The sequence below is a fragment of the Mycobacterium sp. NPDC004974 genome (assembly GCF_053600815.1).
In genome coordinates this window covers 232682-247788 of the sequence record NZ_JBSGAQ010000005.1, presented here as the reverse complement: position 1 = coordinate 247788, position 15107 = coordinate 232682, and the positions used below count along the sequence as shown (strand labels likewise).

Genomic DNA, 15107 nt, shown 5'->3' with positions numbered 1-15107 from the left:
CATGGCCGGCCCGATGGACGGTGACGACCAGGGGCTTCCCGCACGCGAGGAGGAAGAGGGGTTTCCCGCACGCGAGGAGGAAGAGGGGTTGTTGTCGCTGCTGACCCCTGGGGCTCCGGTGTTGGTCGCCGGTGCGGGGGTTACCGGACGCGCCGTATTGACCGCGCTGGCACCGCTGGGGGTCGCTGCGACGCTGTGCGATGACCGTCCCGAGGCCCTGCAGGTGTACGCCGAGCAGGGCACCGCGGTCACTGATCCGGCCGGGGCCATCGCCGGTATCGCCGACTACGCACTCGTGGTGACCAGCCCGGGTTTCCCGCCTACCGCTGCTGTCCTGGCCGCCGCGGCCGAGGCCGGTGTCCCGATCTGGGGCGACGTCGAGCTGGCCTGGCGGTTGGACGCCGCAGGCCGCTACGGTCCGCCCCGGCGCTGGTTGGTGGTCACCGGCACCAACGGCAAGACCACCACCACCTCGATGCTGCACGAGATGCTGCTGGCCGATGGACGACGAAGCCTGTTGTGCGGCAACATCGGTGATCCCGTTCTGGCGGTGCTGGATCAGCCCGCGGAGTTGCTGGCCGTCGAGTTGTCGAGTTTCCAGTTGCACTGGGCGCCCTCGCTGCGCCCGGATGCCGGTGTGGTGCTGAACGTGGCCGAGGACCACCTGGACTGGCACGGTTCGATGGCTGCCTATGCCGCCGACAAGGCCAGGGCGCTTACCGGCCGGGTGGCTGTGGTGGGTCTCGATGATCCGGTGGCGGCCGGACTGCTGCCCACCGCGACGGCCGCGGTTCGGGTCGGATTCCGCCTGGGCGAGCCCGCCGACGGCGAGCTCGGCGTCCGCGCCGGCAAGCTCGTCGACCGCGCTTTCGGTGTCGATGTCGAGTTGGCTGATGCCGCGTCGATCAGCGTGGCCGGGCCGGTCGGCGTGCTCGATGCGCTGGCGGCCGCGGCGCTGGCCCGTGCCGTCGGGGTGGCTCCGGAATCGATTGCCGCCGCGCTGGCGTCGTTCCAGGTCGGCAGGCACCGCGCCGAGTTGGTCGGGGAGGCCGACGGGGTGCGCTACGTCGACGATTCCAAGGCCACCAATCCGCACGCCGCGCAGGCCTCGATCGCCGCGTTCGACCGGGTGGTCTGGATCGCTGGGGGCTTGCTGAAGGGTGCTTCCGTCGATGAGTTGGTGCGCCAGGTGGCGAATCGGCTGGTTGCGGTCGTGCTGATCGGGCGGGATCGGCAAATGGTTGCCGATGCGTTATCGCGACACGCCCCGGATGTCCCCGTCGTCGAGGTTGTGACGGGGGAGGATTCTGGGGTGCTTGAGACAAATGAGTCTATTGGTGATCATGTGACTCGTGTGATCGAAGTCGCAGACCGTCCGGTCTCCGACGCGGTCATGACGGCGGTCGTCGATGTCGCCCGCGGCCTGGCCGCCTCGGGCGACACCGTGTTGCTGGCCCCGGCAGGCGCGTCCTTCGATCAGTTCAGCGGCTACGGCCAGCGCGGCGATGCGTTCGCCGGCGCCGTCCGCGCCGCAATCGGGTAGTCGAGGTGGCCAGCATCCTGGCCCGGTTGCGCCGCCGTGGCGATGACGCAACCGGCGATACCTCCGCTGCCGAGGGCGGATCGGCCGAGGCGAGTTCCACGTCGACGGCCACCGCTCCGCGCACCCGGTTCGGCGCCTGGCTGGGCCGGCCGATGACATCGTTCCACCTGATCATCGCGGTCACCGCGTTGCTCACCACGCTGGGACTGATCATGGTCCTCTCGGCGTCGGGGGTGTACTCCTACGACTTCGACGGGTCACCCTGGGCGGTGTTCGGCCGCCAGGTGATGTGGACGGTTGTCGGACTGATCGCGTTCTACCTGGCCCTGCGGATATCGGTGCGCACCCTGCGCCGGCTGGCGTTCCCTGGGTTCGCCTTCACCATCGTGCTGCTGGTCCTGGTGCTCATCCCCGGAATCGGCAAGGTGGCCAACGGTTCCCGCGGCTGGTTCGTCGTCGCCGGGTTCTCGATGCAGCCCTCGGAGCTGGCCAAGATCGCCTTCGCCATCTGGGGTGCGCACCTGCTGGCGGCCCGGCGCTTGGAGCGGGCCTCGCTGCGCGAGATGTTGATCCCGCTGGTGCCCGCCGCGGTGATCGCGCTGGCGTTGATCGTCGCCCAGCCCGACCTCGGCCAGACCGTCTCGCTGAGCATCATCCTGCTCGGCCTGCTCTGGTACGCGGGCCTGCCGCTGCGGGTGTTCCTGTCCTCCCTGCTGGCGGCGGTGTTGGCGGCCGCGGTGCTGGCGGTCTCCGCGGGCTACCGGTCGGATCGGGTGCAGTCCTGGCTGGACCCGGCGGCCGATGGTCAGGGGATCGGTTATCAGTCCCGGCAGGCCCGGTTCGCCCTGGCCAACGGCGGCATCTTCGGTGACGGGCTCGGCCAGGGCACCGCCAAGTGGAACTATCTGCCCAACGCGCACAACGACTTCATCTTCGCCATCATCGGCGAGGAGCTGGGGTTCGTCGGCGCCCTGGGGCTGCTGGCGCTGTTCGGGCTGTTCGCTTACACGGGAATGCGCATCGCCCGGCGTTCGGCAGACCCGTTCCTGCGCCTGCTCACTGCGACCACCACGCTGTGGATCGTCGGTCAGATGTTCATCAACGTCGGCTATGTGGTGGGTCTGCTGCCGGTCACCGGGCTGCAGTTGCCGCTGATCTCTGCCGGTGGATCTGCGCAAGCTACAACACTTCTGATGATGGGGCTGATCACCAACGCGGCCCGGCACGAGCCGGAGGCGGTGGCGGCGCTGCGCGCCGGGCGCGACGACCGGATGACCCGGCTCCTGCGGCTGCCACTGCCCGAGCCGTACGTCCCGACCCGGTTGGAAGCCGCCCGCAACCGGCTGCACGACCGCCGGAAGTCGCCCTCGGGCAGCGCGGGCAAGCCCAACGGCAAGGCCGGTGCGAAGCCGGCCGGCAAGCAGGCGGGCAAGCAGGCCAGAGCCAAACAAACGGGCGCCAGACAGGCGGCCACGCGCCGCTCGCCGCACGGCGCCGACCGGCCGGTGCGCCGGTCGGGTCGCGCTGCCGGTCAGCAGCCGGCCGGGGGCGGGAGGTCCTCGGTCCGATATCCTGCAGGCCAGCGGAAACAGGGTCAACGGACCCGGACTTTGGAAGGTCAGCGTTACGGGTGAGCGACGGTAAGACGGACCGGTGGATATCTGGTCCTCGGGGGCAGGAGCGTGGCGAGCGCGGGATATCTGGTCCTCGGGGGCAGGAAAGTAGCGACCGGGGGATATCCATCGTTCTCGCCGGTGGCGGCACGGCGGGTCACGTCGAGCCGGCCATGGCGGTGGCCGATGCACTCCGTGAACTCGATCCGCAGGTGCGGATCACCGCACTCGGAACCGCCCGCGGGTTGGAAACCCGGCTGGTGCCACAGCGCGGCTATGACCTCGAGCTGATCACCCCGGTGCCGCTTCCGCGCAAGCCGTCGGGAGACCTCGTGCGGTTGCCGCTGCGCGTGCGCACCGCAATCCGGCAGACCCGTTCGGTCCTGGCCGGTGTCGAGGCCGACGTGGTGATCGGGTTCGGCGGCTACGTCGCGCTGCCGGCGTACCTCGCCGCCCGTGGCGGCTTCGGCCTGCACGGTCGTCGTCGTGCCATCCCGGTGGTGGTCCACGAGGCCAACGCCAGCGCCGGCCTGGCCAACCGCGTCGGCGCGGTATCGGCACGACGTGTGCTCTCGGCGGTGCCCGAGCCCGGACTGCGCAAGGTCGAGGTGGTCGGAGTGCCCGTGCGCGCGGCGATCACCTCACTGGACCGGGCCGCCTTGCGGGCCGAGGCCAGGGCATTCTTCGGATTCGCCCCCGACGCCAAGGTGCTGTTGGTGTTCGGTGGGTCGCAGGGGGCGCAGTCGATCAACCGTGCGGTGTCGTCGGCTGCCGAAGCCCTTGGTGCGGCGGGAGTTTCGGTTCTGCATGCGCACGGGCCGAAGAACACGCTCGACCTGCCGCCGGCTGCGGCGGGCGCACCGGCTTATGTCGCGGTGCCGTACCTGGACCGGATGGACCTGGCGTATGCCGCGGCAGATCTGGCGATCTGCCGTTCCGGAGCGATGACGGTGGCCGAGGTGACCGCCGTCGGACTGCCCGCGGTGTACGTCCCGCTGCCGATCGGCAACGGTGAGCAGCGGCTCAACGCGCTACCGGTGGTGTCGGCGGGTGGCGGCATCGTCGTCGACGATGCCCAGCTCACCGGCGGATTCGTGGCCGATACGGTGGCAAGCCTGATGACCGACGACGCGCGGTTGGCGGCGATGACGGCCGCTGCCTCGTTGTCGGGTCATCCCGACGCCGCGAGGCGGGTGGCGCAGGTCGCCCTCGATATCGCCCGTGCTCAACGAAAGAAGCTGCAGTGAACGGTAATTCACTTCCGGCTGAATTGCAGCGGGTGCACATGGTCGGGATCGGGGGAGCTGGGATGTCGGGTGTGGCCCGCATCCTGCTGGACCGGGGTGGCCTGGTGTCCGGCTCGGACGCCAAGGAGTCGCGTGGCGTGGTGGCCCTGCGGGCCCGCGGTGCCGAGATCAGGATCGGCCACGACGCGTCGTCGCTGGATCTGTTGCCCGGCGGGCCGACCGCGGTCGTCACCACCCACGCCGCGATCCCCAAGACCAACCCGGAACTGGTCGAGGCCCGGCGCCGCGGAATCCCGGTGATCCTGCGCCCGGTGGTGCTGGCCAAGCTCATGGCCGGTTACACCACGTTGATGGTGACGGGCACCCACGGTAAGACCACCACCACGTCGATGCTCATCGTGGCGTTGCAGCACAGCGGTTTCGACCCGTCCTTCGCCGTGGGCGGTGAACTGGGCGAGGCAGGCACAAATGCCCATCACGGCAGCGGGAAGTGCTTTGTCGCCGAGGCTGACGAGAGTGACGGCTCGCTGCTGGAGTACACCCCGAATGTCGCGGTGGTCACCAACATCGAGGCCGACCACCTGGATTTCTTCGGCAGCGAGGAGGCCTACACCGCGGTGTTCTCCGCGTTCGTCGACCGTATCGCGCCGGGCGGTGCCCTCGTGGTGTGTACCGATGATCCGGGAGCCGCTGCCCTCGCCGAACACACTGCCTCACTGGGTATCCGGGTGTTGCGGTACGGCAGCACGCCCGCCGACGATCTGGCCGGCACCTTATTGAGCTGGGAGCAGCAGGGGACCGGGGCGGTGGCCCACATCCAGCTCACCGGTGAGCCGCACCCGCGCGCGATCCGGCTCGCGGTGCCCGGCCGGCACATGGCGCTCAACGCACTCGGTGCGCTGCTGGCTGCCATCGAGGTGGGCGCACCCGCGGAGGCCGTTCTCGACGGACTGGCCGGATTCGAGGGTGTGCGGCGGCGTTTCGAGCTGGTGGGCTCACTCGGCGGTGTCCGGGTCTTTGACGACTATGCGCACCATCCCACCGAGGTGCGGGCCACTCTCGAGGCGGCCCGGACCGTGGTGGACCAGACCGGCGGCCGCGTCCTCGTCGCCTTCCAGCCGCATTTGTACTCGCGCACAGCGACTTTCGCGACCGAGTTCGGATCGGCGCTGAGCGCTGCCGACGAGGTCTTCGTGCTCGACGTCTACGGCGCGCGTGAGCAGCCACTGCCCGGCATCAGCGGCGCCACCGTCGCCGAGCATGTCAGCTCGGCAGTCACCTATGTTCCGGATTTCTCGGCGGTCGCCGCCGCGGTGGCGGCTTCCGCGCGCCCCGGTGACGTGGTGCTCACCATGGGTGCCGGCGACGTGACCATGCTGGGCAAGGAGATCCTGACCGAACTCGGCATCAAGGAGAACCGCAGTGCCCCGGGCCGTCCCCCGATGGGTGCGCCGTGACCGAGACGGGTTCTGACGGTCCCGAGGAGGCGACCGACGTTCCCGGCGAGGCTTCGACCGAGGCTTCCGCATCCGGCCCGGCTGGGTCCGATGTGCCGCCCGCGACTGAGACCGATACGCCGCCCGAGGCGGAAGGCGATTTCGAAGGCCCGCGCCGGCGTGCCCGGCGCGAGCGCGCGGAGCGACGAGCCGCGCGGGACCGGGCAGTGGCGATCGAACATGCCCGCCGTGAGGCCAAGCGCAAGGTGGTCGGGCAGTCTGCAGACGCTCCGAATGCTGTGACCCGCAGCACTATTCGTGGCCTGAAGGTGTTGCTGTGGTCTGCGCTGGCGAGTGTGGTCGCGGTGGCGTTGGGTCTGGTTCTGTACTTCACGCCGGTGATGTCGGCGCGGAATGTCGAGGTCAGTGGTACGGCCGCGGTGCCGCAGGAGCAGGTGCTGGCCGCTGCCGCGGTGGCACCGGGCACGCCGCTGTTGCAGGTCAATACGGACGCGGTCGCCGAGCGGGTGGCCACGATCCGCCGCGTCGCCACGGCACGGGTCCAGCGTGAGTATCCCTCGACGCTGAGGATCACGGTCGTCGAGCGGGTTCCGGTGGTGGTCAAGGACTATCCCGACGGTCCTCATCTGTTCGACCGCGACGGTGTGGATTTCGCCACCGAGCCGCCACCGCCGACGCTGCCGTACCTGGACGCCGACAATCCGGGCCCGACGGATCCGGCGACCAAGGCCGCGCTCGAGGTGATGTTGGCTCTGCCGCCCGATGTCGTGGCGCAGGTGGGCCGGATTGCCGCGCCGTCGGTGGCCTCGATCGCGCTGACGCTCGCCGACGGCCGAGTGGTGGTGTGGGGGACCAACGATCGGACCGACGAGAAGGCGCTGAAGCTGGCGGCCCTGTTGACCCAGCCGGGTCATACGTATGACGTGTCCAGCCCGGATCTGCCGACTGTCAAGTAGATCCGCGGAAAATTGCCGCGCGGCGCGTCGGCGCGCCTGCCGCGATCACCGGCGTCGGCCCCCTACCGTTCTGTTTGCGCGGAACTACTTGACATAACTCTAAGCCTATGGTTGAGGTTGAGGGTTTGCAGGAGGAGAGTTCGGCGGCCATGAACACCCGACCTGGGAGGAAGACGATCCATGACCCCCCCGCATAACTACCTAGCGGTAATCAAGGTGGTTGGTATCGGCGGCGGCGGTGTCAACGCCGTCAACCGGATGATCGAACAGGGCCTCAAGGGCGTCGAGTTCATCGCCATCAATACCGACGCACAGGCACTGCTCATGAGCGACGCTGACGTCAAGCTCGACGTCGGCCGCGATTCCACCCGCGGACTCGGCGCCGGGGCGGACCCCGAGGTGGGCCGCAAGGCCGCCGAGGACGCCAAGGACGACATCGAGGAGCTGTTGCGCGGCGCCGACATGGTTTTCGTCACCGCGGGCGAGGGTGGCGGCACCGGAACCGGTGGCGCACCCGTCGTCGCATCGATCGCGCGCAAGCTCGGCGCGCTGACCGTCGGTGTCGTGACGCGGCCGTTCTCGTTCGAGGGCAAGCGGCGAAGCAACCAGGCCGAGAACGGGATTCAGTCGTTGCGCGAGAGCTGCGACACCCTCATCGTCATCCCGAACGATCGGCTGCTCCAGATGGGCGATGCCGCGGTGTCGTTGATGGACGCGTTCCGCAGCGCTGATGAGGTGCTGCTCAACGGTGTTCAGGGCATCACCGACCTGATCACCACACCCGGCCTGATCAACGTCGACTTCGCCGACGTCAAGGGTGTGATGAGCGGGGCGGGCACGGCGTTGATGGGTATCGGCTCGGCACGCGGCGACGGCCGTGCGCTCAAGGCGGCCGAGATTGCGATCAACTCGCCGCTGCTGGAAGCGTCGATGGAAGGTGCGCAGGGCGTGCTGCTGTCGGTGGCCGGCGGTAGCGACCTGGGTCTGTTCGAGATCAACGAGGCCGCCTCGCTGGTGCAGGATGCGGCCCATCCCGAGGCCAACATCATCTTCGGCACGGTGATCGACGATTCGCTCGGCGACGAGGTTCGGGTCACGGTCATCGCGGCCGGCTTCGACAGTGCCGGCCCCAGTCGGAAGCCGGTGGTCAGCCCGAGCGCGGCACAGACGCAGCCGATCGCCTCGGCACGGGCGGGCAAGGTGACCACGTCGTTGTTCGAGCCGACGGACGCGGTGAGCGTCCCGGCACACACGAATGGCGCCACCGTGAGTGTCGGTGGCGACGGAGACGGCGGGATCGCCGACGACGATGTCGACGTGCCGCCCTTCATGCGGCACTGAGCCGGGCCCGGCGGCGGGTTCGGATACTGGGATTGTGAGTGTTCGTATTCGGCGGGTGACGACAACCCGCGCCGGCGGCGTCTCGGCACCGCCCTTCGATTCCTTCAACCTCGGCGACCACGTCGGCGACGATCCGAGGGCGGTGGCCCAGAACCGGCGACGGCTGGCCGCCGCAGTCGGGGCCGATGCGCTGGTCTGGATGAATCAGGTACACAGTGACCACGTCGTCACCGTGGACGGCCCGCGCGACACGGCGGTCGATAATGCCGACGCATTGGTGACGACGACGCCGCGTTTGGCATTGGTCGTGGTGACCGCCGATTGCGTCCCGGTATTAATGGGCGACGCGCGCGCCGGGGTCATCGCAGCTGTCCATGCCGGGCGGGTCGGCGCCCAGAAGGGCATCGTCGCCCGGACCCTGGAGGCGATGGTGGCCGCCGGTGCGCATCTCGGTGATATCTCGGTGCTGCTCGGCCCTGCGGTCAGCGGCGCCAATTACGAGGTGCCCGAACAGATGGCGGCCGAGGTGGAGGCCGTCCTGCCCGGCTCGCGCACCACCACCTCGCGGGGTACGCCCGGTTTGGACCTCAGAGCCGGAATTGCCCGGCAATTAACGGCTTTGGGTGTCACTGCGATTGGTGTGGACCCGCGGTGTACGGTCGCCGACCGCGCACTGTTCAGCCATCGCCGGGACGCACCGACCGGACGTCTGGCGAGTGTGGTGTGGATGGAGCAGTCCCGATGAACGATCCCAGAATGAGTCTGGAGTGAGGGTGAGATGAGCACCGTGCAGCGCGGGCGTGACGCGGATCGGACGGCCGAGTTGACCGCCGCGCTCGGTGCGGCGCGGGCGCGCCTGGCGCGTGCCGCAGAATCGGTCGGGCGAAATGTCAATGAAATTGAATTACTTCCGATTACGAAATACTTTCCGGCCTCCGATGTCATTATTCTCAATCAATTAGGGTGCCTCGCTTTTGGTGAATCCCGCGAACAAGAGGCCGCAGATAAAGTCGGTTCTGTTCGCGCCGAATTGCCGGACGTGCCGATTCGCTGGCACATGGTGGGGCGCATCCAGCGCAAGAAGGCGCGGGCCGTCGCGGGGTGGGCGCACACCGCGCACTCGGTCGACAGCATGCGTCTGTTGACCGCGCTGGACCGGGCCGCAGGGGAGGCGCTGGCTGCCGGTGGGCGGGCGCAGCCGCTGCGGGTCTACATCCAGATCAGTCTCGACGGGGACACCGAGCGGGGTGGTGTCGATGTGAATGCCCCCGATCTCGTCGACGAAATCTGTGGTTCAGCGAACGCCGCCGAGGGGTTGGAGTTCGCCGGTCTGATGGGAATCCCGCCACTGGAATGGGATGCCGACGACGCGTTCGCGCGGCTGGCCGCCGAGCGGGAGCGGGTACAGCGCGACTACCAGCACCGGCTCGAACTGTCGGCGGGGATGTCCGGAGATCTCGAAAGTGCGGTCAAACACGGATCGACGTGTGTGCGTGTCGGTACCGCGCTCATGGGGCAACGCCCGCTAACGTCACCCGCAGTAGTCACTCCAGTCACATCTTCATCACAGACACCACCACCCCCACAGTCCGCAGAAGGGTCGCCGAGATGAGCACACTGCACAAGGTCAAGGCCTACTTCGGCATGGCGCCGATGGAGGACTACGACGACGAGTATTACGAGGACGACGACCGTGGAGCTGCGCGCAGCTACGCCCGGCGCCCCCGTGACGAGCGCTTTGAAGAGGACGGCTACGGCTACGAGGCCCCCGAGTACGACGAGGGCCCGGCCTATCGGGGCGGCTACCCGGGTGGTGGTTTCGCCGACGAGCAGCGGTTCGACGCGCGGATGCGCGCCCCCCGCGAATTCGACCGTGCCGCACCGCGTCTCGGTGCACTGTCCGGATCTACCCGCGGTGCGCTGGCAATGGACCCCCGCCGGATGGCGGAGCTGTTCGAAGCGGGCAGCCCGCTGGCGAAGATCACCACGCTGCGGCCCAAGGACTACAGCGAGGCGCGCACCATCGGCGAACGGTTCCGCGACGGCACCCCGGTGATCATGGACCTGGTCTCGATGGACAACGCCGACGCCAAGCGGCTGGTCGACTTCGCCGCCGGTCTGGCGTTCGCGCTGCGCGGCTCCTTCGACAAGGTGGCCACGAAGGTCTTCCTGTTGTCGCCCGCAGACGTCGACGTCAGCGCTGAGCAGCGACGTCGGATCGCCGAGGCCGGCTTCTACGCGTATCAGTAGCGCGGCGACGTCCGTCGCGGCACCGTGACGCCGCTGCGCGTACCGGACGCCCAGATGGGGCCCGGGTAGGCTGGCGACGTCGCAATATCGGTTGACCACGTCATCTGTGTGAGATGTGTCCGGCCTACGGCGACCTGTATCCAATGTCACACATCCTGCTGTAGTGAGGTCGGCTCAGTTGTCGCTGTTCTTCGAAATTCTCGGTTTCGCGCTGTTCATCTTCTGGCTGCTGCTCATCGCGCGCGTCGTCGTCGAGTTCATCCGGTCCTTCAGCCGCGACTGGCACCCCAAGGGGCTGACCGTCGTGGTGCTGGAGCTCATCATGACCGTGACCGACCCGCCTGTGAAACTTCTGCGGCGGCTCATTCCCCAGCTCACGATAGGCGCCGTGCGGTTCGACCTGTCGATCATGGTGCTGCTTCTCGCGGCGTTCATCGGGATGCAGCTGGCGTTCAACGCGGCGATGTAGACCTTCGATGTACGCGGGTTGGGCAGACGCGATCTCGGCGTTTGCCGAATGGTCCACAATTGCGTAAGAAGATTGAAATTCGTTCTTAAAAATAGGCCTCCACTGCAACCGCCGGGTCTGGTGTGACAGGATGGACTCCAGTTGCGATCAAGCAAGGCTTTACACTTTGAGATCGGTTGACGGTCCAAGACTTCAAGGGGGCAGACAATGCCGCTCACACCAGCGGACGTCCATAACGTCGCGTTCAGCAAGCCGCCCATCGGCAAACGTGGCTACAACGAGGACGAGGTCGATGCCTTTCTCGATCTGGTTGAGAACGAGCTGACTCGGCTCATCGAGGAAAACGCCGACCTCCGGCAGCGGGTGTCCGAGCTCGATCAGGAGCTGGCATCGGCGCGGGCCGGCGGTGGTGCTCAGTCCACCCAGTCCATCCCGCTCTACGAGCCGGAGCCCGAGCCGACCCCGGCGCCCCAGCCGGTGTACGAGGCCCCGCCGGTGCCGGTCGCCCCTGCCGCGCCGCCGAGCGAAGACACCGCCGTACGTGCCGCCCGGGTGCTCAGCCTGGCGCAGGACACCGCCGACCGTCTGACCTCCACGGCCAAGGCCGAGTCGGACAAGCTGCTCTCGGATGCCCGCGCCCAGGCCGACGCCATGGTCAGCGATGCCCGCAAGACCGCCGAGACCACGGTCTCGGAGGCGCGCACGCGTGCCGACGCCATGCTGGCCGACGCGCAGACCCGCTCGGAGACCCAGCTGCGTCAGGCTCAGGAGAAGGCCGATGCCCTGCAGGCCGACGCCGAGCGTAAGCACTCGGAGATCATGGGCACGATCAATCAGCAGCGCACGGTCCTCGAGGGCCGCCTGGAGCAGCTGCGCACGTTCGAGCGTGAGTACCGGACGCGTCTGAAGACCTACCTGGAGTCTCAGCTGGAAGAGCTGGGCCAGCGCGGTTCGGCCGCGCCGGTTGATTCCAGTGCCAACAACGACTCGGCTGGTGGTTTCAGCCAGTTCAACCGCGGCAATAATTAACCAGCAAGACTGACGTCCTCGCACTGTCGTGAACCGGCCCGATCTCGGGCCCACCACACTTAGGGTTGAACGATGTTGATCATTGCGCTCGTGCTTGCCGTCATCGGCCTGGCCGCGCTGGTGACCGCTGTGGTCACCAGCAATGAGCTGATCGCCTGGGTCTGTATCGGTGCCAGCGTGATCGGTGTGCTGCTGCTGATCATCGACGCATTGCGGGAACGCTCGCGCGGAACGAAGACCGGTGACGACGAAGACGCGGTCGCGGCCGCTGATGAGCCCGACGCCACCGAGACGACCGAGACCTTCGACGCGGTGGATGCGCCGGTGGATTATCCCGATGACCTGGTCGCCGAGCCTGAGTCAGATGTCGCCGTGGAGCCCGACGCCGCTGATGTGGACGTCGAGGCCGACGAGTCCGCCGAGAAGCACAAGAACTAACTCTCGCCTGGTCCCGTGGTGGACTCGGCCAGCAGGCGGCGCACCTCGTCGTCGCTGACCTGGTGGAAATCCACGAACGCTTGACCCACCGCTTCGAACATGGGCGGGGTACTCAAGCACACCACGTCGTCGGCCTCATCCCGTAGCTGATTGCTCAGGGTCGGTGGGCCGACCGGTACCGCCACCACGACCCGCCGGGCCGCCCGCACAGCGCGGACCGCGGCCAGCATGGTGGCCCCGGTGGCGATGCCGTCGTCGACCAGGATCACCGTCCTGCCGGGAAGTTCGGGCGCCGGACGTCCTCCGCGATAGGCCTGTTCCCGCCGTTCGATTTCGGCGGTCTCGCGCCGGATGGTCTCGACGATGGTGTCTTCATCGATACCGAGGCGATCCACCAGTCCGTCGTTGATCACCAGACCGCCGCCGGAAGCCACCGCACCCATGGCGAGCTCCGGCCATTGGGGCACGCCCAGCTTGCGGACCACGAAGATGTCCAGCGGCGCGTGGAGGTGGGCGGCGACTTCTGCGGCGATCGGGACTCCGCCCCGGGCCAGGCCCAGGACGAGTACGTCGGGTCGGTCCCGATACGACACCAGCTGTTCGGCCAGGACCCGGCCCGCTTCGTGGCGGTCCTGGTAGATGCGATCTCTGCCGGTTCGCAGACTCCAGGCGTTCATCAGCGCTGTTGCCGGCTCTCGAAAAATTCTGCCGGCTAGATGCCAGCCTACGTCGACGGCTGCGCCCGGACCACCCGGTTCAGGAAGCCGCGGACCAGCGTGCGCAGCCGGGCGGCCGCGTCGTCGGTGAATTCCTTTGTTTGCAAGCGCAATTCATCGTGGCTGCGGCCGATGTCGGCTGCCGAACCGTCGCGGTCGTGGGCCAACCAGACTTCCAACAGCTCCGAATCGAGTTCGGGGTGGAACTGCAGCGCCAGCGCCGTGCCCAGGATGAACGCCTGTGAGGCGTCGGGTGTCCGGGCGATCTCGGTGGCCCCGGGCGGAAGGGTCCAGCGGTCGAAATGCCACTGGAACCACGGGCCACCCGGAACCACCTGATCGTCGTCGCTGGCCACGTCGTACCAGCCGACCTCGGGCGCGGGGGACCTGCTGACCGAACCGCCGAAGGCCTGCGCGATGAGCTGTCCACCGAAGCACACCCCGAGCACTCCGACGCCGGACTCGACCGCGCGGCGCACCATGGCCATCTGGGCTCCCACCCAGGTGTCGACCAGGGATTCGTCGTAGACCGACCAGCGCGCACCCAGCGGAACGATCACGTCGTAGCGGGTCGGGTCGGGGAGGGTCACCTCGCCGGCGGGGTCGTCGTCCCGCTCGGGGGCCACGACATCGAACGTGTCGATGTCGAATCCGCATTCGGCGAAGACACCGGCCAGCATGGCCTCGGTGGCCGTGCGGTCGTTGCGCAGAAACAGAACCTTCGATGTCACTCCGTCATTATCTCGGTACCCCGCCGGCGATCGTATTTCAGGTCCAGTTTTTGGACCTTCAGGCCGCCTCGAAGGTCACGGGCAGTGAGGCGGGCCCTGTGATCCCGGTCATCGGCTTCCATCGGGCTCGGCCAACGCAGCGTGGGTTGTGCAGCTTTCGGGTCAGCACGCGCAATGCCTCGGTGAGTTCGACCCTGGCAAGATGAACGCCCAGGCAGTAGTGCAGCCCGCCGCCGAACGTCATCATGGCCGGCGGGCCGATCCGGTTGACGTCGAACCGGTCGGGGTCGTCGTACACCTGTGGATCGCGGTTGGCCGCAGCGAAGTTCACGGCCACGTGGGTTCCGGCCGGGAAGATCAGGCCGGCCAGTTCGACATCCTCGCGGGTGGTCCGCACACTACTCAGGGCTATGGGGGTGTGCCGAAGGAGTTCGTCGACGAAAGTTGGTGCTATGTCGGGATTCTCGGCCAGTAGGAGCCACTGGTCGGGATAGTCGCACAGCACCTGGACGGCTGCCGCGAGTTGATTGCGGGTGGTATCGGTGCCGGCCAGCAGGACGCCACCGGCCAGCATCTGCAGCTCGGAGTGGGTCAGCCGGTCTCCGTCGACCTCTGCCCGGATCAGGTCGGACAGCAGATCGTCGGTGAGGGTGGTGCTTCGGCGGGTCACCATGGCGTCGACGTAATCGTCGAGTTGCAGCCAGGCCGCTTCGACCGTGTGGGCGTGGTCGCCGAGGTTCCAGCTGAACATCTTGAAGATGTCATCGGCCCATCGGGAGAACAGATGCCAGTCCCGGCGCGGTGCGCCGAGCAGCGCGCAGATCACCGGGATCGGATATTGCATGGCGATGTCGGTCACCACGTCGCACCGCCCCTCGGACAGACAGGGGTCGGTGAGCTCGGTGACGATGTCGATGCAGGCCTCCCGCAGCTTCTCGGCACTGCGGGGGGCGAACGCCTTGGCCACCAGTCGGCGCAGCCGAGTGTGTGATTCGCCGTCGATGCCCAGAAGGCTGCTGTTGGCGCGGTCCCACAGCGGGCCCGAGGTGATTCCCTGGGCGGCCAGGAACATGCCTCTGGGCACCTCGAAGCGTGCGTCGCGCAGCGCGGTGCGCACGAGGTCGTAGGTCAGCAGTTCCGGGCCGTGCGGTCCCATCGCGATCGGGGCGTGGGCGCGGGCCGCTGCGATCAGCCGGTGCACTTCCTCGGGGTCGGTCTCGTGTTCGTAGTCGAGCGTGGGAAGGGCGGCGTTGGTTACCAGGGTCATGACAGCCTCCGCGTGATCGGGCCAGGACCTGCTGATGTTGATGCTGGTCT

Annotated in this window: 14 protein-coding genes and 2 pseudogenes; 13 read left to right on the top strand and 3 right to left on the bottom strand. The window is 67.9% G+C overall.

Features of this window, described 5'->3' with window-relative positions:
- Nucleotide 1 precedes the first annotated feature (1 nt).
- The 12 genes from murD to ACWEFV_RS14480 all read left to right on the top strand — a co-directional run bounded on the left by murD (nt 2) and on the right by ACWEFV_RS14480 (nt 12343).
- On the top strand, nt 2–1543 hold the full coding sequence (gene murD, locus ACWEFV_RS14535) for a UDP-N-acetylmuramoyl-L-alanine--D-glutamate ligase (protein ID WP_450070652.1): 1542 nt from the start codon (nt 2–4) through the stop codon (nt 1541–1543).
- Nucleotides 1544–1557: 14 nt separating this feature from the next.
- The gene (gene ftsW / locus ACWEFV_RS14530) at nt 1558–3177 is read left to right on the top strand and encodes a putative lipid II flippase FtsW (protein ID WP_450070793.1); all 1620 of its coding nucleotides are present in this window, start codon (nt 1558–1560) and stop codon (nt 3175–3177) included.
- Between the two features lie 23 nt (nt 3178–3200).
- Complete coding sequence (murG, locus tag ACWEFV_RS14525) at nt 3201–4403, top strand: undecaprenyldiphospho-muramoylpentapeptide beta-N-acetylglucosaminyltransferase (RefSeq protein WP_450070792.1); 1203 nt, start codon at nt 3201–3203, stop codon at nt 4401–4403.
- A 38-nt stretch (nt 4404–4441) separates the two neighbouring features.
- Nucleotides 4442–5860: a UDP-N-acetylmuramate--L-alanine ligase gene (murC, locus tag ACWEFV_RS14520; RefSeq protein ID WP_450070791.1), complete on the top strand. Its 1419-nt coding sequence runs from the start codon at nt 4442–4444 to the stop codon at nt 5858–5860.
- The gene (locus ACWEFV_RS14515; RefSeq protein WP_450070651.1) at nt 5857–6816 is read left to right on the top strand and encodes a cell division protein FtsQ/DivIB; all 960 of its coding nucleotides are present in this window, start codon (nt 5857–5859) and stop codon (nt 6814–6816) included. Before murC ends, ACWEFV_RS14515 begins: the two co-directional genes overlap by 4 nt.
- Nucleotides 6817–6996: 180 nt before the next feature.
- Nucleotides 6997–8157: a cell division protein FtsZ gene (gene ftsZ / locus ACWEFV_RS14510; protein ID WP_039321525.1), complete on the top strand. Its 1161-nt coding sequence runs from the start codon at nt 6997–6999 to the stop codon at nt 8155–8157.
- Nucleotides 8158–8191: 34 nt separating this feature from the next.
- On the top strand, nt 8192–8902 hold the full coding sequence (pgeF, locus tag ACWEFV_RS14505; RefSeq protein WP_135455702.1) for a peptidoglycan editing factor PgeF: 711 nt from the start codon (nt 8192–8194) through the stop codon (nt 8900–8902).
- A 33-nt stretch (nt 8903–8935) separates the two neighbouring features.
- Nucleotides 8936–9769, top strand: a complete 834-nt coding sequence (locus ACWEFV_RS14500; RefSeq protein ID WP_135455700.1) for a YggS family pyridoxal phosphate-dependent enzyme — start codon at nt 8936–8938, stop codon at nt 9767–9769.
- Entirely contained in the window at nt 9766–10407 is a 642-nt protein-coding gene (locus ACWEFV_RS14495) for a cell division protein SepF (protein WP_450070650.1), read from the top strand. The genes ACWEFV_RS14500 and ACWEFV_RS14495 overlap by 4 nt, the downstream gene beginning before the upstream one ends.
- A 178-nt stretch (nt 10408–10585) precedes the next feature.
- Nucleotides 10586–10876 carry a YggT family protein gene (locus tag ACWEFV_RS14490; protein ID WP_036449468.1) on the top strand — a complete coding sequence of 97 codons (291 nt, stop codon included), beginning with the start codon at nt 10586–10588 and terminating at the stop codon, nt 10874–10876.
- 207 nt (nt 10877–11083) lie between these two features.
- Nucleotides 11084–11905 carry a DivIVA-like cell division protein Wag31 gene (gene wag31 / locus ACWEFV_RS14485; RefSeq protein WP_450070649.1) on the top strand — a complete coding sequence of 274 codons (822 nt, stop codon included), beginning with the start codon at nt 11084–11086 and terminating at the stop codon, nt 11903–11905.
- A gap of 72 nt (nt 11906–11977) precedes the next feature.
- Nucleotides 11978–12343 carry a hypothetical protein gene (locus ACWEFV_RS14480; RefSeq protein ID WP_450070648.1) on the top strand — a complete coding sequence of 122 codons (366 nt, stop codon included), beginning with the start codon at nt 11978–11980 and terminating at the stop codon, nt 12341–12343.
- Here the strand turns inward: ACWEFV_RS14480 and ACWEFV_RS14475 are convergent.
- Nucleotides 12340–12906, bottom strand: a pseudogene (locus tag ACWEFV_RS14475) (phosphoribosyltransferase); the annotation flags it as partial. The gene ACWEFV_RS14480 and the pseudogene ACWEFV_RS14475 overlap by 4 nt on opposite strands.
- Between ACWEFV_RS14475 and ACWEFV_RS14470 the strand changes: the two are divergent.
- Nucleotides 12882–12983: pseudogene (locus ACWEFV_RS14470) on the top strand (hypothetical protein); the annotation flags it as partial. The pseudogenes ACWEFV_RS14475 and ACWEFV_RS14470 overlap by 25 nt on opposite strands.
- Nucleotides 12984–13067: 84 nt before the next feature.
- On the opposite strand, the gene ACWEFV_RS14465 reads toward ACWEFV_RS14470, so the two are convergent.
- Nucleotides 13068–13790, bottom strand: a complete 723-nt coding sequence (locus tag ACWEFV_RS14465) for a type 1 glutamine amidotransferase (RefSeq protein WP_450070647.1) — start codon at nt 13788–13790, stop codon at nt 13068–13070.
- A 58-nt stretch (nt 13791–13848) separates the two neighbouring features.
- Nucleotides 13849–15057, bottom strand: a complete 1209-nt coding sequence (locus ACWEFV_RS14460; RefSeq protein WP_450070646.1) for a cytochrome P450 — start codon at nt 15055–15057, stop codon at nt 13849–13851.
- Between the last annotated feature and the right edge of the window lie 50 nt (nt 15058–15107).